The organism is Natronospirillum operosum (assembly GCF_004768465.1).
Lineage (GTDB): Bacteria > Pseudomonadota > Gammaproteobacteria > Pseudomonadales > Natronospirillaceae > Natronospirillum > Natronospirillum operosum.
In genome coordinates this window covers 1-19569 of sequence record NZ_SRMF01000012.1, presented here as the reverse complement: position 1 = coordinate 19569, position 19569 = coordinate 1, and the positions used below count along the sequence as shown (strand labels likewise).

General features: G+C 62.1%; 20 protein-coding genes. 13 read left to right on the top strand and 7 right to left on the bottom strand.

Going from position 1 to position 19569, the window contains the following annotated elements:
• Positions 1 to 2: 2 nt before the first annotated feature.
• The 4 genes from E4656_RS17945 to E4656_RS17930 are packed head-to-tail and all read left to right on the top strand — an operon-like array spanning position 3 to position 4847.
• Positions 3 to 767, top strand: coding sequence for an SDR family NAD(P)-dependent oxidoreductase (locus E4656_RS17945; RefSeq protein ID WP_135484697.1), 765 nt, complete (start codon positions 3 to 5; stop codon positions 765 to 767).
• Positions 768 to 779: 12 nt separating this feature from the next.
• Entirely contained in the window at positions 780 to 2522 is a 1743-nt protein-coding gene (locus E4656_RS17940; RefSeq protein WP_135484696.1) for an acyl-CoA dehydrogenase family protein, read from the top strand.
• A gap of 26 nt (positions 2523 to 2548) precedes the next feature.
• Positions 2549 to 4402, top strand: coding sequence for a feruloyl-CoA synthase (locus E4656_RS17935; RefSeq protein WP_240754024.1), 1854 nt, complete (start codon positions 2549 to 2551; stop codon positions 4400 to 4402).
• Positions 4395 to 4847, top strand: a complete 453-nt coding sequence (locus tag E4656_RS17930; protein WP_240754023.1) for an acyl-CoA thioesterase — start codon at positions 4395 to 4397, stop codon at positions 4845 to 4847. Before E4656_RS17935 ends, E4656_RS17930 begins: the two co-directional genes overlap by 8 nt.
• Before the next feature lies 1 nt (position 4848).
• Here the strand turns inward: E4656_RS17930 and E4656_RS17925 are convergent, their stop codons facing one another.
• A complete protein-coding gene (locus E4656_RS17925; RefSeq protein WP_135484695.1) occupies positions 4849 to 6393 on the bottom strand; it encodes a carotenoid oxygenase family protein in 1545 nt (514 codons plus the stop codon).
• A gap of 112 nt (positions 6394 to 6505) precedes the next feature.
• On the opposite strand from E4656_RS17925, the gene E4656_RS17920 reads away from it, so the two are divergent.
• Positions 6506 to 7150 carry a TetR/AcrR family transcriptional regulator gene (locus E4656_RS17920; RefSeq protein WP_205849267.1) on the top strand — a complete coding sequence of 215 codons (645 nt, stop codon included), beginning with the start codon at positions 6506 to 6508 and terminating at the stop codon, positions 7148 to 7150.
• A 38-nt stretch (positions 7151 to 7188) separates the two neighbouring features.
• Complete coding sequence (locus E4656_RS17915; protein ID WP_135484694.1) at positions 7189 to 8094, top strand: urea carboxylase-associated family protein; 906 nt, start codon at positions 7189 to 7191, stop codon at positions 8092 to 8094.
• On the opposite strand, the gene E4656_RS17910 is transcribed toward E4656_RS17915, so the two are convergent.
• Genes E4656_RS17910 through E4656_RS17895 form a run of 4 tightly spaced genes read right to left on the bottom strand, consistent with a single transcriptional unit; the run spans position 8055 to position 11935 of the window.
• The gene (locus E4656_RS17910) at positions 8055 to 8873 is read right to left on the bottom strand and encodes a heme ABC transporter ATP-binding protein (RefSeq protein WP_135484693.1); all 819 of its coding nucleotides are present in this window, start codon (positions 8871 to 8873) and stop codon (positions 8055 to 8057) included. The genes E4656_RS17915 and E4656_RS17910 overlap by 40 nt on opposite strands.
• A 14-nt stretch (positions 8874 to 8887) precedes the next feature.
• A complete protein-coding gene (locus E4656_RS17905; RefSeq protein ID WP_135484692.1) occupies positions 8888 to 9991 on the bottom strand; it encodes a FecCD family ABC transporter permease in 1104 nt (367 codons plus the stop codon).
• Positions 9988 to 10866 (bottom strand): heme/hemin ABC transporter substrate-binding protein, encoded by an 879-nt coding sequence (locus E4656_RS17900; protein ID WP_167856128.1) that lies wholly within the window; start codon positions 10864 to 10866, stop codon positions 9988 to 9990. Before E4656_RS17900 ends, E4656_RS17905 begins: the two co-directional genes overlap by 4 nt.
• Positions 10853 to 11935 carry a hemin-degrading factor gene (locus tag E4656_RS17895; protein WP_167856127.1) on the bottom strand — a complete coding sequence of 361 codons (1083 nt, stop codon included), beginning with the start codon at positions 11933 to 11935 and terminating at the stop codon, positions 10853 to 10855. Before E4656_RS17895 ends, E4656_RS17900 begins: the two co-directional genes overlap by 14 nt.
• Before the next feature lie 99 nt (positions 11936 to 12034).
• Here E4656_RS17895 and E4656_RS17890 point away from each other — a divergent pair, with 99 nt between their 5' ends.
• The 5 genes from E4656_RS17890 (at position 12035) to E4656_RS17870 (ending at position 17052) form a co-directional block, all read left to right on the top strand.
• Positions 12035 to 14038, top strand: coding sequence for a TonB-dependent receptor plug domain-containing protein (locus E4656_RS17890; protein ID WP_167856126.1), 2004 nt, complete (start codon positions 12035 to 12037; stop codon positions 14036 to 14038).
• Positions 14039 to 14150: 112 nt separating this feature from the next.
• Positions 14151 to 15368 (top strand): HmuY family protein, encoded by a 1218-nt coding sequence (locus tag E4656_RS17885; RefSeq protein ID WP_167856125.1) that lies wholly within the window; start codon positions 14151 to 14153, stop codon positions 15366 to 15368.
• Between the two features lie 8 nt (positions 15369 to 15376).
• A complete protein-coding gene (locus tag E4656_RS17880) occupies positions 15377 to 16324 on the top strand; it encodes a TonB family protein (protein ID WP_135484687.1) in 948 nt (315 codons plus the stop codon).
• Positions 16325 to 16339: 15 nt separating this feature from the next.
• Entirely contained in the window at positions 16340 to 16690 is a 351-nt protein-coding gene (locus tag E4656_RS17875) for a hypothetical protein (RefSeq protein WP_205849266.1), read from the top strand.
• A 44-nt stretch (positions 16691 to 16734) separates the two neighbouring features.
• Entirely contained in the window at positions 16735 to 17052 is a 318-nt protein-coding gene (locus tag E4656_RS17870; protein ID WP_135484686.1) for a hypothetical protein, read from the top strand.
• Between the two features lie 5 nt (positions 17053 to 17057).
• On the opposite strand, the gene E4656_RS17865 is transcribed toward E4656_RS17870, so the two are convergent.
• Positions 17058 to 17399, bottom strand: coding sequence for a TraR/DksA family transcriptional regulator (locus E4656_RS17865; protein ID WP_135484685.1), 342 nt, complete (start codon positions 17397 to 17399; stop codon positions 17058 to 17060).
• Between the two features lie 178 nt (positions 17400 to 17577).
• Here E4656_RS17865 and E4656_RS17860 point away from each other — a divergent pair, with 178 nt between their 5' ends.
• Both E4656_RS17860 and E4656_RS17855 read left to right on the top strand, forming a co-directional pair.
• On the top strand, positions 17578 to 17925 hold the full coding sequence (locus E4656_RS17860) for a type II toxin-antitoxin system RelE/ParE family toxin (protein WP_135484684.1): 348 nt from the start codon (positions 17578 to 17580) through the stop codon (positions 17923 to 17925).
• Positions 17922 to 18242: a helix-turn-helix domain-containing protein gene (locus E4656_RS17855; RefSeq protein WP_135484683.1), complete on the top strand. Its 321-nt coding sequence runs from the start codon at positions 17922 to 17924 to the stop codon at positions 18240 to 18242. The genes E4656_RS17860 and E4656_RS17855 overlap by 4 nt, the downstream gene beginning before the upstream one ends.
• 725 nt (positions 18243 to 18967) lie before the next feature.
• Here the strand turns inward: E4656_RS17855 and E4656_RS17850 are convergent.
• Positions 18968 to 19450 (bottom strand): hypothetical protein, encoded by a 483-nt coding sequence (locus E4656_RS17850; protein ID WP_135484682.1) that lies wholly within the window; start codon positions 19448 to 19450, stop codon positions 18968 to 18970.
• Positions 19451 to 19569 lie beyond the last annotated feature (119 nt).

The window sequence follows — 19569 nt, the reverse complement described above, 5'->3', positions numbered from 1 at the left end:
TCATGCGTCCGGATACCCTCAACTGTGTCGTGACCGGGGCCAGCTCCGGTCTGGGCGCGGGCACGGCCCGACACCTGGCCGGGCTGGGCGCCCGCGTCACCCTGGCCGACCTCAACGAGGAAGCCGGCGAGGCGCTGGCCGCCGAACTCGGCCCCGGGGCCCGTTTCATTCGTACCGATATCACTCGCGAGGAGGATGCCAGCCGCTGTTTCGATGCCGCGCTGGAACAGGGGCCGCTGACCGGCCTGATCAACTGTGCCGGTATCCCTGGCGCGGCGCGTGTGCTGGGGCGCAAGGGGGTGCATGATCTGGATGCCTTTGCGCGCTCGGTACAGGTCAACCTTGTGGGCACTTTCAACATGGTGCGCCTGGGTGCTGCAGCCATGGCGGAGCATGAACCCGACCGCGCGGGTGAACGCGGTGTCATCATCAATACGGCATCCATAGCGGCCTGGGACGGTCAGATCGGCCAGGCCGCCTATGCGGCCTCCAAGGGCGGCATTGTCAGCATGACCCTGCCGCTCGCCCGTGAACTGGCTGCCCAGGGCATACGTGTCATGACCATCGCGCCAGGGCTGTTTCGGACCCCCATGATGGAGGTATTGCCGGAAGACGTGCAGCAGAGCCTGGGTGCCTCGGTACCCTTTCCGCCCCGGCTGGGTGACCCGGATGAATTTGCTGCCCTGGTCAGCCACATCATCGGCAACCCCATGCTCAACGGGGAAGTCATCCGGCTCGACGGAGCACTGCGGATGGCACCGCGCTAGGAGGCAGCATTCATGGTCTATCACCCGCCTCTGGCAGATATCCGGTTTGTGCTGAAGCACCTGATTGGCCCGCAGCAGCGGGCCTCGGTGCCGGCCTTTGCGGATCTGGATGAGGACACTGTGGACGCCATCCTGCAGGAAGCCGCGCGCTTCGCAGTCGAAGTGCTGGCGCCCCTGCAGCGGGTGGGTGATCAGCAGGGCTGTCGGCTCGACGAACAGGGCCGGGTGCGCACGCCGGAGGGCTGGACTGAAGCCTTTGCACAGTTTCGTGCCGCCGGCTGGACGGCCGCCCGGGCCCCGCAAGAGCTGGGCGGGCAGGCCCTGCCGCAACTGCTTGCGACCATGATCACGGAATTCTGGCAGGGCGCCAACATGGCGTTCAGCCTGTTGCAGCCGCTGACGGATGGCGCTCTGGAGGCACTGGCTGAAGGTGGCGCCACCGACTTGCTGGACAAATATGGTCCCGGACTGACGCAGGGGGAGTGGGCAGCGACCATGGCGCTGACCGAACCCGCTGCCGGATCAGATCTGGGCAGGGTTGCCACAAAGGCTGTTCCGGCCGGGGATGGCAGGTACCGACTCAGTGGAAACAAGATCTACATCACCTATGGGGATCATGATCTTGCTGCGGGCATACTGCACCTCGTGCTCGCACGGGTACCTGACGCCCCGGCCGGCAGCCGTGGCCTTTCTCTTTTTGCCGTGCCTTCGCATCTGGATGTCGGGCAACGCAATGCGGTGACCTGTACCGGTCTGGAACACAAGCTGGGTCTGCACGGCAGTCCCACCTGCAGCCTGCAGTTCGGGGCCGAAGAAGGTGCTCTGGCGTATCTGGTCGGCACGCTGCATCAGGGTCTGCCCATCATGTTCGTGATGATGAATGCGGCCCGTCTCAGTGTGGGCATGCAGGCCGTGGGGGTCATTGAACGCGGTTATCAGACTGCTCTGGGCTGGGCCCGTGAACGCCGGCAGGGCCACCACCCGGTGACCGGTGAGTCCGCCGTGCTGATTGAGCATCCAGACGTCAAACGGCTGCTGCTGCGGATACGCAGCCAGACGCTGGCGCTGCGCCTGCTGGGCTATTGGCTGGCCTTTCAGCAGGACCGCGTGGCCAGCGCTGCTGACGTGCCGGCCCAGGGCTTGGTCGATCTGCTCACCCCGGTGTTCAAGGCCTATGCATCGGAGGCGGCCAACCGACTGGCCGGTGACGTGATCCAGATCTTCGGCGGTCTGGGCTTTGTCGAGGAGACCGGCGTGGCCCAGCTGTATCGCGACCTGCGCATCAGCACCATCTATGAAGGCACAACCGGCATTCAGGCGCAGGATCTGGTGCTGCGCAAACTGCTGCGTGATCAGGGCACTGTGTTCCAGATCTGGGTCGATCAGGTGGCTGCCGACCTGGAACTCTGTCGGCACCCGCAGGTGACCGTCGCCATGCCCCTGATCAGCTCAGCACTGCAGCAACTGGATCGGGGCGTGCGCACGCTGTTGCAGACCTCGGCGGAGAACCCCATACGGCTGCATGGCGGCAGTGTCGCCCTGCTGGAGGCCATGGGTGTGCTGGCCAGCGCCTGGCAGCTGGTGCGAGCGGTGACGGCCATGGACAGCACCGCCCCGGCAACGGACCCGCAGGCCGATCTGCCGGACCTGCTCAACGCCTACTGCGCCCAGTTTCTGCCGGATGTGGGCGCGCACCTGCAGCGTCTGCAACGGGCCGACTGGGGGCAGGCAGCTCGCCTGGCGGTCGAACAGTGACAACAACAACAGGAACAGGTTTCAACATGAGGCAACCCATAACCGCTGAATACCGAGATGTGACGATTGGCAGCAGTACGCTGATCATGCGTGAGCGGCCCGACGGTACCCGACTGCTGACTATCGAAGAACCGCTGGCGCCCTATCCGGAAACACTGATGTCCTGCCTGGACCACTGGGCAGACGCACGTCCGGATCAGGTGCTGGTGGCCCGTCGTGATGCCGACGGGGCGTGGCGGACCGTTACCTATGCACAGGCCCGACAGCAGATCAGAGCCCTGGCCCAGGCCCTGCTGAACCAGTCCCTGAGCCCCGAGCGACCCCTGGTCATACTGTCCGGCAACAGCATCGAGCACCTGCTGCTGGCCTTTGCCGCCATGTATGTGGGTATTCCCTACGCCCCGGTGTCCCCGGCCTATTGTCTGGTCAGCCAGGACTACAGCAAGGCGCATCATATCTGTGATCTGCTGACGCCCGGCGTGCTGTTTGCGGATGACGCCGGGGCCTATGCCCCGGCACTGCAGGCCCTGGTCAAACCCGGCATGCAGGTGCTGGCGGTAACCCCGGACGGCTATGACGGGCCCGTATCGACCTTTGCCGACTGGCTGCGTACCGAGCCCACGGAAGCTGTCGACGCGGCGCATCGGAACTGCAGCGCCGATACCATTGCCAAGTTCCTGTTCACCTCGGGCTCGACCGGCATGCCCAAGGGGGTCATCAACACCAATCGCATGCTGTGTTCGAACCAGTCCATGCTGCGGGGCCTGATGCCCTTCATGGCCGAACAGCCGCCGGTGCTGGTGGACTGGCTGCCCTGGAATCACACCTTTGGCGGCAACCACAACGTGGGCATTGTGCTCTACAACGGCGGCTCGCTGTACATTGATGACGGCAAGCCGACGCCGGACCGCATGCGGGAGACCCTGCGCAACCTGCAGGAACTGTCGCCCACCGTCTATTTCAATGTGCCCAAGGGCTTCGAGCTGCTGGCCGCCGAACTGGAGCGCAACGACCGCCTGCGTGAGTCCTTCTTCTGCAACCTGAACCTGATGTTCTTTGCCGGTGCCGGTCTGGCGCAGCATGTCTGGGACCGCCTGGACGAGCAGGCCCTGCGCACCCTGGGCTGCAAGGTCGGCATGCTGACCGGACTGGGGGCCACCGAGACCGCACCTTCGGCCATGTTTGCTTCACTGGAAGAATCGCGCTCAGGGGTGATAGGCCTGCCGGCACGCGGCGTCGAGATCAAGCTGGTGCCTGACGGTGACAAGCTGGAGTGCCGCGTCAGAGGGCCCAATGTGATGCCGGGTTACTGGCGCCAGCCCGAGGTGACAGCGCAAAGTTTCGACGACGAGGGGTTCTACTGCCTGGGCGATGCCGCCTGCTTCATAGACCCCGACAAGCCGGAACGGGGCATGCGGTTCGATGGTCGCATTGCGGAAGATTTCAAGCTTGATACCGGCACCTGGGTCAGTGTGGGGCCGCTGCGGACCCGCATCATCAGTGCCGGTGCGCCCCATGTGCAGGATGTCGTCATCGCCGGTCTGGACCGGCCTTATGTGTCGGCGCTGGTCTTTCCGGACGAGTCGGCCTGCCGGCAACTCGCCGGCCTGCCCGCGTCGGCCAGTCGGGCCGAGGTTCTGCGCAGTGAGCCGGTGCGGGAACGCTTCCGGGCCCTGCTGCGGGAACTGAGCGAAACCAGTACCGGCAGCTCGAACCGGGTGCGGCGTCTGGCGCTGCTCGAGCCGCCGCCGCGTCTGGATGCCAACGAGATCACCGACAAGGGATCCATCAACCAGCGCGCCGTGCTGACGGCCCGTGCCCATCTGGTAGACAACCTCTACAGCGACAGTCCCGGCGATCAGGTGATTTGCTGTGACTGAAGACAAGCAGACTATTCAGGAGTCCATCATGCTGACCAACCGCGTCAACAGAACCATAGAATGGGGTGACTGCGACCCCGCCGGCATCGTCTTCTACCCGCGCTACTTCGCCTTCTTCGATGATGCCACGGGGCAGTTGTTTGCAGCGGCCGGTTTCCCCAAATACGAGATGACACAGCGGTTCGATATTGTCGGCATCCCCATGGTGGATACCCGGTCCAAATTCTACATTCCGTCGCGCTACGGCGACGAAGTCGTGATCGAAAGCACGGTTACCGAATTCCGGCGCAGCAGCTTCGACGTCACGCATCGGCTCTACAAGGGCGAAGCCCTGGCAGTGGAAGGCTTCGAAACCCGGGTCTGGGTGCGCAGTGCACCGGAACGGCCTGGCGGCATCCAGGCCCAGGCCATTCCCGAAGAGGTACTGGGGGCCTTTGCCGGCTGAGTCATGCCAGCGGCTGCCACCAGCCATGAAAGCTGATGGGCAGTGCATCCTGCAGCCAGATTCTGGCCAGCGGGCCGGCAGCCACCTGGCGGGCGTCGAACACGGCGTAGAACGCCCGTCCGCTGGCACCATCCAGGCACTGCGCCAGCAACCAGCCGGCATCCGTCTGGTCTGACGAATCAGCTGCAAAAACAGGTTCGCCGACATGGGTGCCGGGCCCGAAATCGAACACCTGTTCCGCGCCACTGTCCATGTCCATACGCTTGATGCCGGTATTCATCGTGCCGATACCGGACCAGGCAAAATAGCCGACGCGATGCCTGAGGGTGGCCGTTCGCGGGTCCACGAACGGGAATTCGTGGTTCCCGTTGTGCAGTATCTCCTCGCGCAGTTGACCGGTACGCAGGTTGATCACATAGCGGCGAATGCGGCCGGGTTCCTCTGCCGCACCCATGCGGCCCTCCATCAGGGCGCTCAACAGGGGTTCACGCCCGTTGATGGGGATGAAATGGTCCGGATGATCATAGGCCACAATATCCGCCACTATCTCGTCACCGCGTTCGTGGGCGTTCAGTGCATGCCACATGAAGGCGCCTGTGGCTTCAAAATTGCGCGGTTCACCACCTGACCGGGGTACGACCACGACCCGGTTGCCCAGCTCCGGCTGCCATTCCAGCGAGTCGACCACACTGCGCATGCCGAACAGAAAACCGAACGGGTTCAGCACACAGGGGTGCAGCACGAACACATAATAGTGCTCGGTGGCCAGAAAATCATGGAAGTAGCGCAATGGCTGATCGGAGACCCTGTGCTGGTGCAGCAGATCACCGGCCTGATCGTGAATCACCGTATTCAGGCTGCTGACGCGCCCGAAGTCCTGCCCGGCCAGCAGCCACTCGCCGCTGACGGGGTCCAGCTTGCTGTGCGCCTTGATGCCGATATTGCCTTCACCAAGCTGATGACTGCCCAGGGTGGCCAGGGTGTCGGGGTCAAGTGACCAGGCCGGGTTGCCCTCATCCAGCGCATAGACCCGATCACCCACCGGGTACACAGTAATGCCCGCCTGAGACTGCATGGGCCCGCCCCCCAGGTTGCGCAGGGGGCCACCCGGACGGGGCGTGGTCCAGGTCGAATAGAGGAACCGGTCTGCGGCCTCTTCGCGCTCGAACTTGGGGGTCTGCACAAAGGCAGCCCGAAAATGGACCCGACCCTCTGCAAAGTGCAGACGCTGAACGAAACCGTCGCCGTCCAGCAGGTGTTTCTTCCGGCGTTGGCCCCGATCAAACCGGCCGGGCCCGTTGCGATACAGGGTGCCGGCAAGGTCGGCTGGCAGTGTGCCTTCGACTTCGGGTGTGTACGCAGCAGGCCCTTCGACAGACCGGGCCAGCGGCAGAATCCAGTCCGGCGGCGGAGCGGTCTCGCGCTGCAGACCCTCTGCCACCGGCTGACTGCGGCTGCAACCGGCAGCGCCCAGACTTGCCAGGGCGGTGCCTGCCATACCGGCCTTGAGCAGATCCCGTCGTGTTGTATCTGTGTGATCGTTCATTCCTGTACCTCCAGGCTTATCTTGTAACTGTTAAGATAAATCTTATTTTAACGTTGTCAAGATTTGATCTGTTACACTTTATTCATGACTGAAGCCGCTACAGGAGCCTGTCTTGAAGTCTGTCGAACAGCCTGCATCCGAATCATTGTCAGGTGCGGGTCAGCGTTATCATCACGGGGACCTGGCCCCGGCACTGGTTCAGGCCGCCCGGGAAATACTGGAGACCGAAGGGCTGAGCAAACTGAGTCTGCGTGCAGCAGCCCGTCGGGCCGGTGTGTCGCAGGCGGCGCCCTACCATCATTTTCGGGACAAGACTGCCCTGCTGGCAGCGGTGGCGGCTGAAGGCCACCGCACCTTTACACGGGCCATGGTGGAGGGGATGTCACAGGCCGGTACAGACCCCGCCGAACGGCTGGTGGCCTGCGGTGTGGCCTACGTGGATTTTGCCACGCACAATCCCGGGCTGTTCCGGCTCATGTTCGGCGGCACCATTGAACAATGCGAGATTTTTCCGGACCTGGTTGCGGCCGGGGCGGCCTCCTACCGCGTGCTGGAAGACACCGTGGCGGCTCTGACTCCGGGGCAGTCAGAGCCCGAGGCCCTGCAGATACAGGCGCTGGATGCCTGGAGCACCGTGCACGGGCTGGCCATGCTGATGATTGATGGCGGTCTGGACCCGGTGCACTATGGTCTGGATTCGACATCCGACCTGACGCGGGCGCTGCTCCGGCGTCGTCTCACCCCCTTGTCCTGCTGAAAGGGGGCAGCGACACATTACAATTGTGGAGAAATCTTATGAAGCGTACGCCCGAGTATCCGACCCCCGCGGACGCCGCCGCGCGCCAGGCCAGAACGCCGGTGGTGGCCTATTCGGATACCACCCTGCCCGACCCGGACCTGGCGCTGTTGCAGCGGGCGCGCGACACCCTGACCCGGCAGCAGTCGGTGCTCGTGCCGCCGCGTGAGGCCCGTACCTTTCGGGTGCCGGCCGGAGCCTTCTTTCGCATTATCAGTGTGGAGGGGCCGCAGGTCGGTGACCTGAATCTGTGGGCGGCCGACAACCTGCAGGAACACTTCTACAGCGGCAAGACACGGGCTCTGCACGGCACCCACCTCAGTACTGGCGACCGGCTGTGGAGCCGTTTTCCGTGCCTGCGTCCGCTGGCCACCATCACTGCGGATACGCTGGACTGGTACGGCTTCGATGCCGATGGCGGCAGCGTGCATGATGTGATCGGCACCCGCTGTGACCCTTACACCCAGCGTCTGCTGGCGGGTCACGACTACCACCACTGCTGTCACTCCAATCTGACCCGGGCCCTGGCTGCCGAAACCGGCCTGTCACTGCACGAGGCCGAGCCGCTGGTGCATGACGTGCTCAATGTCTTCATGTGCACCGGGTTTACCCGAGACACGCATCAGTACTTCATGAAGGCCAGTCCGGTGCGGCCGGGCGACTATCTGGAGTTCTTTGCCGAGGTGGACCTGCTCGGCGGGTTGTCGGCCTGCCCGGGCGGGGATTGTGGCAGTGAGCATTCGAGCGACACGGCGGCCTGCTTTCCGCTGCAGATCGATATCTACCAGCCGGACCCGGCGCTGCTGGCGCAGCGGCAGCCGCCGCCGGTCTCGGCCTATGATCGCACTCACGGCCGGTTCGGTGATCAGTCGGCCAGTGCTTCGCCCAGTCGCGGCAGGGGCTGATCGCGCAATGGCAGGACCCAGGGCTGACCGGTCAGGGCATCCGGTGTGCACTGTACGCGCAGGCCACTGAAGGCCTCGGCAATCAGCTCCGGGGTCAGTATGGCCTGCGGCGTGCCCTCCGCCAGCAATCGACCCTGTCGCAGCACCAGCACCCGGTCGGCAAACTGACTGGCCAGGTTGATGTCATGGACCACGGCCATCACGCCCAGGCCCCGGGTGGCCAGTTGGCGGGCCAGCGAAAACACCTGCTGCTGATGCAGCGGGTCCAGGCTGGCCGTGGCTTCGTCCAGAAACAGATATTGCCGCTGGTCGGGCGCAAAGGGCCACAGCTGGCTGAGTACCCGCGCCAGTTGCACACGCTGCTTTTCGCCGCCGGACAGGGTCGGATAGACCTGGGTCTGCAGGTGGGCCGTCTCGGTCAGGGCCATGCACTGGCGGACGGCTTCGCGGGTACGGGCGCGCGGTTCATTGAAGGGCATGCGCCCCAGCGCGACTACTTCATGCGCCTGAAAGGGAAAGCCGAGCTGCACACTCTGCGGCATCACGGCCCGGATACGGGCCAGGTCGACCATTCGATAGTCGCGCAGTGCCCGCTCATTGAGGTGCACGCTGCCGCCCTGAAAGCGCAGGTCTCCGCACACAGCGCCCAGCAGAGTCGACTTGCCGGCGCCGTTGCAGCCCAGAACGGCGACCAGTTCGCCCGGCCTGAGGGTGCAGCTCACGTCAGCAAGCAGCGTGGTGGCGCCAATGCGTACGGTCAGATTCTGTGCGCGCAACATGGTGGTGAACTCCTTCAACTGAACTGCCCGCGTTGCCCCTGGCTGAGCAGCAGCCACAGGAAGAAGGGGCTGCCGATCAGGGCGGTAATGATGCCGATGGGGATCTCGGCCGGGGCGGCGATGGTGCGGGCGATCACATCTGCCAGGATCAGCAGGCTGGCGCCGCTCAGGGCACAGGCCGGCAGCAGGCGGCGATGGTCCGGCCCCAGCCAGAGGCGCATCAGATGCGGCACCACCAGACCGACAAAGCCGATCATGCCGGCCACCGCCACCGAAGCGCCCACGGCCACGGCCGCTATGGCAATCACCACCTTCTTGATGCGCTGCGCACTCATGCCCAGATGCTGTGCCACCTGTTCTCCGAGCAGCAGTGCATTCAGAGCCTGACGAAAGAACGGCAGCACGATCAGCGTCAGCATTATCCAGGGGCCGGCCGTCCACAGCGACTGCCAGGACAGCCCGCCCAGGCTGCCCATGCTCCAGAAGGTCAGGGTACGCAGCTGGCCGTCATCGGCCAGATAGGTCAGCACCCCGGTCACGGCACCGGTCAGCGCACTGATGGCCACGCCGGCCAGCAGCAGAGTGAAAATCCGCGTGGTGCCGTTCATGGTGGAGATGCGATAGATCAGCGCCGTGGTAATCAGGCCGCCGGTAAAGGCGGCAATGGGCAGCGCCACGGCTTCGAACTGGCTCAGCCAGCCGACCAGAATCACATCGCCAAGTACGATCAGCGTAATGGCTGCCAGCGCCGAGCCGCTCGATACCCCGATCAGGCCCGGGTCGGCCAGCGGGTTGCGGAACACCGCCTGCACCGCTGCCCCGGCAACCGCCAGCCCGGCACCGATCAGCCCGCCCATCAGGACCCGGGGCAGGCGCAGTTGCCACACAATCAGTTCCTGCGCCACCGTGTGGTCACCGATGCGCCACCCCGTGAGGCCGGATACCAACGCCGTGGTGACATCCACGCCGGGTATGGCGGCAGCGCCAAAGCTCAGGCCGGCCAGTATGGACCCCAGCAGCAGACTGCTCAGCAGCAACCAGGGCAACAGCGGCTGCCGGGGCAGTCGGCTGACCGCGCGCAACAGGCTTGGGCTGGCGGGTCGAGCCAGTACACTCATGGCGTCATGCGGCTGTCAGCGGACAGGCCAGCCGTATCACCCTGGCCATTGCGAATCAGCTCGCTGAGTTCAGTCACGGCTTCGCCCAGCCGCGGCCCGAACTGCAGCCAGTGCGTGTCGTCAATCGAATGGATGCGCCCGTGGCGCGCTGCCGGGGTGTGTTGCAGGGCCGGGTGTTCGTAGAGCGCAGCCACGTCGCCTTCCATGTGCGACACCAGAATGACATCCGGTGCCAGTTCCAGAGCGGCTTCATTGGCCAGCGGCTTGTAGCCGTCCATGGCCGCCAGCGGATTACTGGCGCCTGTCAGCTCAATCAGCGCATGGGCGCGGGTGCCGCTGCCACTGACCATGAATCCCCGGCCGCCGCCGCGCAGCACGAACAGAATGCGGGTGTCGGGGTCAATCTGATCCCGTGCGGCCTCGACCTGGTCCCGCAGCTCCTGGCCCAGCGCCTCGGCTTCGTCTTCCAGCCCGACTATCTGCCCCACCCGTTCGATCAGGGCCTGGGTGCCGCTGGCGGAGTAGTCGGCCTCCAGCATTTCCACTCGCAGGTTGGCTTGCCGCAACTGGTTCAGCACGGCCGACGGCCCGGCATCCTGCGTGGTCAGCAGCAGATCGGGAGAGAGCGACAGAATGCCCTCCGCCGACAGCGCGCGCAGGTAGCCGATATTGGGCAAATCCTCGGCCTCCGGCGGATAGATGCTGGTGGTATCCACCCCCACGATGCGGTCTTCGGCGCCCAGAGCATAGAGTATCTCCGTGAGCGCACCGTCGGCGACGACAATGCGCTCGGCGGCGCCGGCCAGCCCGGACCAGAGCAGCAGGCACAGGGCCATCAGGCGCTGGCCCGTGCATCGGCGATCAGTGCGCAGCATGTGGCATCTCCTCGGCCAGCGCGCGCCACTTGAGGCTCTCCGGTTCGCCTTCATGACGTTCACCGAAAAACTGCACAATGGACTCGCCATGCCGATCAAAGGCCTCGACGGCGGTGACCACCCCGTCGCGTGTGGGGCGGCGCACCACCCAGGCTGACTGAATGGTTTCGGTGTTCAGGTGCAGGTTGAAATCCGGGTCCAGAATATTGAACCAGGGTCCGGTGCGCAGCAGTCGGCCCGGAGTACCGGTGTGGATCTGTACCACGTCGCCGTTGCCGACAAAGATCATCAGCGGTAGCTGACGCTCGTCGGCGAGCTGGATCAGGCGTTCAACAGCTTCCGGCTGAATGGCCCAGGCGCGCTCTGTGCCGGCGTACTGGAAGGCCGTCAATCGGCGCAGATCAAAGTCCTTCAGCAGGCCATGAAACTGGTGCACATCGGTAATGGCATCCCAGCGTTGCTGCAGGTAGCTGATTTCGTCCCGGTTCAGTGTGGCTCGGTGGCGCTTGGGTTCGTCTGGCCGGATGTCCCGCTCCAGCGGCGACTGGTCGGTGGCCACAAACCGGCTGACCAGTTGCTGCCAGGCCGTCTTGTCGGTGTCAGCGGTGGTAAAGATCTTGAAGCTGGCGCGTCCCTGGGCGTTGAAGAACTGCACGCTCTCGCGCTTGTCGTCCTGCACGGCGAAGGCGCGTGTCCAGCGGTGGGCAAACAGGCGCTGGTCCTGGGCGCCGAGAAACAGCCGGATATTGCCCTTGCCCTTCAGTTCGCCAAAGGGGCCGAGGGTTTCATGCACGGCCCCATCATTGCGGGCCAGAGCCATCAGCCGGCCACAGCGGTGGAGTTCGCCCAGCAGGTCATAGGGTTCCAGCGCCAATCGCGTCACGGTGTCACCGCATTCGGTGGCCAGCAACTCCGCTTCGCTCACCCCGAGCAGTTCGGCTGCATTGCGAATGCGCAGCCCGGGTTGTTGATCGAGCAGGGCCAGCCAGCGCTGGCGCAAGGTATCGGCAGGACTGCCCTGCCCGTTCTGTCCAGCGGTGGTGACCGCCTCCCTGGTTAGCTGTGTCATAACCCCTCCCGGAAATGCTGCAAAGTTCGAGTTGCATTTAATAGAATGAGAAGTATTATCGTTTGCATTCATAAAATCAACCCAGCAGGGAGCAAGATCGTGACAAGGCGCTATCGGGCAGGAAGGATCAGGGCCCTCGGCCTGCTGCTGGCAGCAATGACGGTGACGGCAGCCGCCGAGGAAACAGCACTGGATACTCTGGTGATTACCGGCACCCGCACCGAGAAGTCGATCAGCGATTCGCCGGTGCAGGTCACTGTACTGCAGCGGGAAGAACTGGAAGCGCGGCAGGTGAACACCGTCGCCGAAGCCCTGCGCCACATACCGGGTGTGCAACTGGGCAGCATCCACGGGGACGAGGGCGAACAGGTCATCATGCAGGGCATGCAGGGCGACCAGGTAGCGGTGCTGATAGACGGCATGCCGGTGTCGGCCTCGACCGGTTCCACGGTGAATCTGTCGCGGCTGAATCTGAATCAGGTCGAACGCATCGAGGTTGTGCGCGGAGCCACCTCGGCCCTGTACGGCAGCGATGCGATGGGTGGTGTGGTCAACATCATCACCGCCGAACCGGCTCGCCCGGAAGGCCGGGTGCGCTGGCAGGGCACTTCCTACGGGGATCTGAACACGGACGATGCGGCGCTGGGCCTGCTGGGGGAACAGCGCCTCAGCCTCAGTGGCGCCACCGGCCAGATCGGTCCGCTGAGCAACCGGCTGAGCTTCGACTTTCGTGAAAGCTATGGTTCGGACCGAAACCCCGATGTCCGCACTCAGGACACCTTCAGCGGCCAGACCTGGTCGGTGGACAACCGCCTCAGTCTGGAGCACGGAGCCCATAGCTGGCGCCTGGATACCGAGCTGTTCGTGACCGACCTGTGGCGGCCGGTGGATGAAGACGGCGTGCCCTTCAACTATACCGACGAGACGTTGCGTCTGGCGGGCGCGCTGCGCTGGCAGCGGCCCTCGGTGCTGGGTGATGACATCGACAGCACTACCCAGGCGCGCCTGGAGCGCTTTGATCAGACCACCACGCAGGATGCCATCCTGACCGATGTGACCGAGCGCGAGCGGGAGGCCGAGATGTGGCTGCGTTCGGTCAGCCAGCAGTGGGATGCGCAGTGGGGTGAGCACCTGCTGACCCTGGGCATGGACTACCGCTACAGCAGCCTGGAGCAGACCCGCACCACGCAGGCACTGGACGGCACCACGTCTTCGACCGAAGAGGTATCCGAGCGCAGCCAGCAGGATTTCGCGTTCTATGTTCAGGATGATTTCTTCGTCGGCGATCGGCTGGAGCTGCTGCCCGGTGCCCGGGCCCAGTGGGACGAGGGTTTCGGCTTCTTCCTTGCGCCCAAACTGAACCTGCGCTGGGACCCGACCTGGCTGGAGTTTCCGGGCGCTACCGGCCATCTGCGCGCCGGTGTGGGCGTGGGTTATCGCGTGCCCAACCTGAAGGAGCGGTACTACTTCTTTGACCACAGCCAGTTCGGTTATCAGGTACGCGGCAACCCCGACCTGGACCCGGAACAGAACCTGTCCTGGCAACTCGGAATGGCGCTGAGCGGCCAGCGCTGGAGTGCCGATTTCGGCGTCTATCTGAATCAGGCCGAGAACCTGATTGTGACCGACCTCGACGAGGCGGCCAGTCAGCAGGCCAACCTGGATATCTATCGCTACCAGAACATCGACGAGGCCGAGATCAGGGGTATGGATGCCGAAGGGCGCCTGCAGCTGTCACCCCAGTGGGAGACGCGTCTTGCCTACAGCTACACGGAGGCCCGCAACCGGGAGACCGACAACAGACTGCCGGGACGCACACCGCATGTGGTGACGGCCGGTGTTGAGTGGCAGCCGCTCGATCGGGTGCAGTGGCTGGCGTCGGCCAGGCACCACAGCCGCACCTGGTCGGACAGCGACAATACCCAGCGCACTCCGGCCTGGGTGGATCTCGGCACCGTGGTCAATGTCGAAGCGGGCCGTCATCTGGAGCTGTTTGCCGGCGGCGACAATCTGCTCGACGAGTATCAGCCCCTGGATACCAGTGGCGACCGCCGACCGCTGATCGGTCGGCGGGTCTTTGCCGGCGTGCAGGGCCGGTTCTGAAGCAACGAGTCAGCCATCACGACACAGGCGCTCCGCTGCAACGGAGCAAACGGAAAGGAAATCAAATTTGGGAGTTATCGTCATGTCGTGTTCACACAAGGCATATCAAACATTGGGTGGAACCCTGCTGCTGACCAGCCTGGTCGCTCTGGGCGGCTGCTTTGACAGTTCCAGCAGCTCCAGCAATGGCAACAACAATGGTGGCGGATCGACGGATTTTGCCGCCGATCTGCAGGCCGGAAAGGTGGCGTCCGTGGTCGTGGACGCCTCCAGCTATACAGACCTGACCGGTGTCAATCTCCAGACCGGCGTCATGACCACCGACCTGTCGGGTGACGACTGGCACGTCGCACTGCAGCGCTACAATATAGTGATGCTCAATGGCGGTGTTGCCGGTACCGGCTCGGTCACGGCCGCACTCGCCCATGCCCAGGATGCCTTCTATGACGGCAATGGTGACCCGGTCGAGAACACCTTTGTCAATGCCACGCCGGAGATGTATCTGGCCGACCTGACCTACCCCTATGACCCGACTGATCTGGATTTTGCGGCAGAAGACTTCCAGCCGGCTTTCGGGGCCTGGAGTGACTGGGCGACCTACCGCAGCGATCTGCCCGCAGGGCGCCCGGGGGGTGGTTATGTGACTGCGAACGAGGACCACTACTGGGCCGTGCGCAGCACCGAAGGGGACAACTTCATTGTGCAACTGCTGGACAATAATGAGCCGCTGTTTGATACCCGGGATACCGATGCCAGTTTCGATGATGCCGCCATTATTCTGCGTATCACGCCGATGTCCGGCGACGGCAGTTTCGACCTGACGGGCGGCACCGAACTGACAGCAGAACTGGATGACCCCAGAGGCTCGGTCTATATCGACCTCGACGCCGGCACCTACAGCACCAGTGCCACTGCAGACTGGGATATTCGCTATACCGTCGAAACCACCACCAGCGCCCAGGGTACCGGTTCGGTCGGTGTGCTGCGCCTGAACGGCGGTGTGACCGGCGATGGCAATGTAGCCCTGCATGTCGACTCGCCCTATACCGAAGCGGAGGTGAATGCACTGGATGGTTCCGATACCGCCTTCGGTTTCGGCTTCGAAAGTGACTCGGCAGACAACGTCTTCACCAGCAATGAGTGGTTCCGCTACGGTGTGGCCGGAGGCCATCGGCTGCATCCGAACTACCGGGTCTTTGCGCTGGATCTGGACGGCGACGAGGCCACCACGGACGACATCGTGCTGGTACAGGCCACGCGCTACTACCATCCGGACTCCGGTACCAGTGGTTACATCACCCTGCGTGCGGTCCTGCTGGAAACTCCGTAGGGCCAGCCATGCTGGTAATGAGCGGTGACAGCCAGGTACTGCCGGCGGAATTGACCCGGCGTCCCGGCCCCGAGCCGCCGGGGGGTCTGGTACCTGCCGTTGCGCTGTCACTGCTGGCCCATGGTCTGCTGGTCTGGGCCTTGTTGTCGGAGGCACCGCCGTTGCTGGCGGCCGCCGAAACACGGATGCCGGAACCGGTACAGATGGAACTGATGGCCATGGCAGTACCCGCCCGGTCGGAGCTGGATCCCCCCGATGCTGATGCCGTCATTGCCTCGCCGGCCGGCGCCTGGCAATGGGCGCTGCCGGCACCCGTTGCCACCCCCGAACCCCTGCCCGAGCCGCTGCCGGAACCCGAGCCAATCACGGTGCCAGAGCCCGAACCGACAGCGGAACCCGAGCCGGAAAGACCCACTGCCCAGCCGCTGCCTGAATATCTGCAGAGAGAGTATCTGAATCGGAATTCTGCACCGGATCAACCTGATCTGGAGGCACTCAGAGACGAACTGCAGGCCTTTTCCACTGCCGCCTCCCGGGAGGTGGATACCCGGGCTCTGGAACAACGGCTGAACGAACGCCGTGCCACAGACTGGGCACTGCCCGGTGATGTGGCTGTGCCTTCACCCGGCCCGCCTGACGGCGAAGAACTGGAAGCCGAGATGCGCCCGCAATACGAGGCGCTGATTCAGTCTGCCCTGGCCAGGGCCCATCAGTACCCGCGCCGCGCCCAGCGGCTGAATCAGGAAGGTACGGCGCTGCTGGCGTTCGAGGTTCGTGCCGATGGCCGGGTAGAAAGTCTGGGCCTGCGTGAATCCACCGGCTACGACAGCCTGGATGCCGCCGCCCTGGCGCTGCTGGATCATCTGGATGACCTGCCGCCGCTGCCGGATGAACTGACCCGGCAGGGCATTGACTCGCTGCGTTTTGAAGTGCCGGTCGATTATCGGCTGCAGTGAGTTTACTATCTCACCATGAATCAATCCCCGCATTCCGGTTGGGCCGGCCGGCTACTCTGCTGTCTGATGCTCGGCCTGCTGACAGCCTGTGCCGATCCGGTCATGGAGCGCTCACTCGACCGCCTGGTGACCTACCAGTCCGGCTACAACGGGCGCGACGTGATCACCGAAGGTACCGTGCGCATGTTCGACGACCCCCTGCATTACTGGATCGAGGACGCACAGCTCAACCGGGTCGCCATCGAACCGGCCGCGCTGGTGGCTGATCATGTGGGCGAGCGGGTACGGGTGCAGGGGCGATTCATGGTCAACAGAGACGGCGGCAGACTGATACGCGCCAGCGAAGTGACGTTGGCGGAGGACTGAGGCCCTGCCGGTGCACAGGCGCGGGAATTCGAACAGGGAAGACCATGACTGACGACATCATCTGGCTGATCTACCTCAGGGCCGCGATCGGCGAAGCCTCGGCTCAGCGCCTGGACGGCTCGACCCAGACCTGCTGTATTGCCGCAGTGCCCGAAAAGGATCTGGAGCAGGCCCTGAAACTTCTGCATGAAGACCTCAGTGCAGACGACATGACGCTGCTGGAGGTGTACAGGTGCCAGCGCACCGATGTCGAGCAGATGCCGGGCGAGGCCAGCCTGAACGAGCATCTGGACTATATCTGCCGGACCGCCACCGCCCGTGGCGTGATAGCCATGGCCACCATGGGCGACGAGGCTTTTTGAGGGTATCAGCTGGCGCAGCCCATGCACTTGAGTACGGTCGGGTCGAACGCCAGCCGTTTGGCCTCAATCCACTCATCGCATTTGATACAGGCACCGAACTCGCCGTTGTCGATGCGGGTCAGCGCGGCGTCGATACGCCGCATCATCAGGCGTCGGCGTTCTTCCTCGGCGTTGGCCATGGCCTGACCCTGCAGCGCATCCATGCGGGAGAGGCGTCCGACCGTGGTCTGGTCCAGCACCACCGTCGAGCGCGCACCTGCGGAGCCCTTGCTCTGGGCTTCCAGCTCTTCGCGCAGGGTACGCAGCTGGCGGGCCATGTCCTGCATGTCGAGATCGGGGTGGTTCATGAAATTGCTCCCTCGCGATGAGCAATACACTACACCAGCCGCGTCACCTCGACCACCTGGTCGATCAGGTGCTTACATGGCACAGAATATCGCGATCTCTACGATAATGTCGTTCTCTGTTTTAGGTTTAACTGCGCTGTTGAGTTGCACGATGTATCTTTTTTGATACACTTAGTTCATGCCTGAACCGATACTTTCTGTAAGATTCTTCTGCACTGCCGGTGGCAGGGAGCCTGTTAGAGACTTCCTGCGAGATCAGACAGCAGAAGACCGGAAAACAATCGGGACAGACATCAAAGCCGTACAGTTTGGCTGGCCACTGGGCATGCCATTGGTGCGAAAAATGGGTGATGACCTGTGGGAAGTTCGATCGACCATCAACGATGGCATCGTGCGAGTTCTTTTTACTGTGGTAGACAGCCAAATGGTGCTGTTACACAGTTTTGTGAAGAAAGATCAAAAGACGCCCAAGAAAGAACTGAAGACGGCAGAGCAACGTCTGAAGACACTGAGGAGTACATCATGAACAGGCATATTGGCTCTGATTTTGACGACTTTCTGGAAGAATATGGCGTCAGGGAAGATGTTACTGCCGCCGCGATGAAGCGCGTCATTGCCTGGCAGTTGTCACAGGCGATGAAGCGGCAACACATTACCAAGACGGAAATGGCGCGGCGAATGCACACCAGCAGGCCGGTCATCAACCGCCTGTTGGATGAAAATGACACCAGTGTGACTCTGGCCACACTTGCACGTGCCAGTGTGGCGGTGGGAGCCTCGTTCAACATTGAACTGTCAGGCTACGATAAACCGGTCAGCAATGATGCTGCGGAGATACGTTAGCAGGTTGTTGCATTGGTAATGATACAGAAGCATTAGTAGCCGGGTTACATCCATATGGATCAGGCCGGTGAGGTTGGTCTCGTACTGGCCGGTGTACAAAATCAACGACTCTGACCCCTTTGATTGTTGGCTGCTCCGGGATCTCACTGATAGGCATAGTGCTATCCTGTCCAGCCCAATAGATTACTTGATCTTGATTCAGTTGAATAGCGATTCCACAAAGTCGAAAAATACGCCCTTTGCAATATGACTCAGAGATATAGTCTGATAAGGAGCCGAAATCTCTTCGGTATATGTATCTATACAAAGACTTGTTGCCCTGGCCGCCCGTGATCAAAATATTCCAGCCTGGCTCTCTCTCAGCTGGAGGGATGTTTCCAGTTAAAACTATCTCGTCAGTATTGCTGGACTCAATAATATAACACGGCTCCTCTGAATGATTTAAGTTACATGCAGAGAATGTTTCCGCTGTGTTGTTGTGTAAATAGAGAACGGCTGGGCGTGTGCATCCGTAAATTGTCGTGAAAGCAACAAGAAGCAACGATGTTATTATATGTCCAGTATGATTGAGAGTGGCTGTTTTCACATGTGCTGAAAATTTATTCATAATATCTACCCGGCTACAATGACCTTCGCCTTTTCCGTATCCCTGAGCGGCCTGTTCGTATGGATTACTTTACCGTAGCGCATCTGCTGGCCAAGGTCACTTAGTAGATTGGATATCTTTATTGTTCCATAGCTGGAATAACCTTGTCTGGTTCAATTGGATAACCAGTAGGCTGCTCTTCAAAGTCCACTACGGGAGGTTTTTGGTTTGTTTCTAAAGCATACCCCAATTTGTCTGAGTTTATTTGTATGCGCAAGGTCCCATCGAAATATGGGCCATCACTTCCATCATGGGGTATGTTCCGATTATACCTCCATGTTTCTTGGTTAAATTCAATATGAAAATATGAGTAGGCGATAGGCAGTGTAACTGAACCTGCAGGTTCTGCCTCAGCGATATCAGTGGATGTGTCAATCTTTATTGTATGGCTCGTGTTGTTGTACACCTCTATATATGCTACTCGAGGACAGCCTAGTAATGTCAAATATATAGAAGAAGTGACAAAAAGTGTTGCTACTCTCTTCATTTTCATATTACGGATTACTCCATGGCCAAGGCCCTTTTCCATGCTCTGGTCCTTGTTCAAGAAGGTTGTTGTCATGAGTGCCTCCTCCTGTAACAACAGAAGCTGTCATGCTAATTAGTCGGTCCTGAAGTATCCGCTTTCTCACGCAACCATCATTTCTTGACGCTCCAGCATCAACCGGATTGGGCGGATAA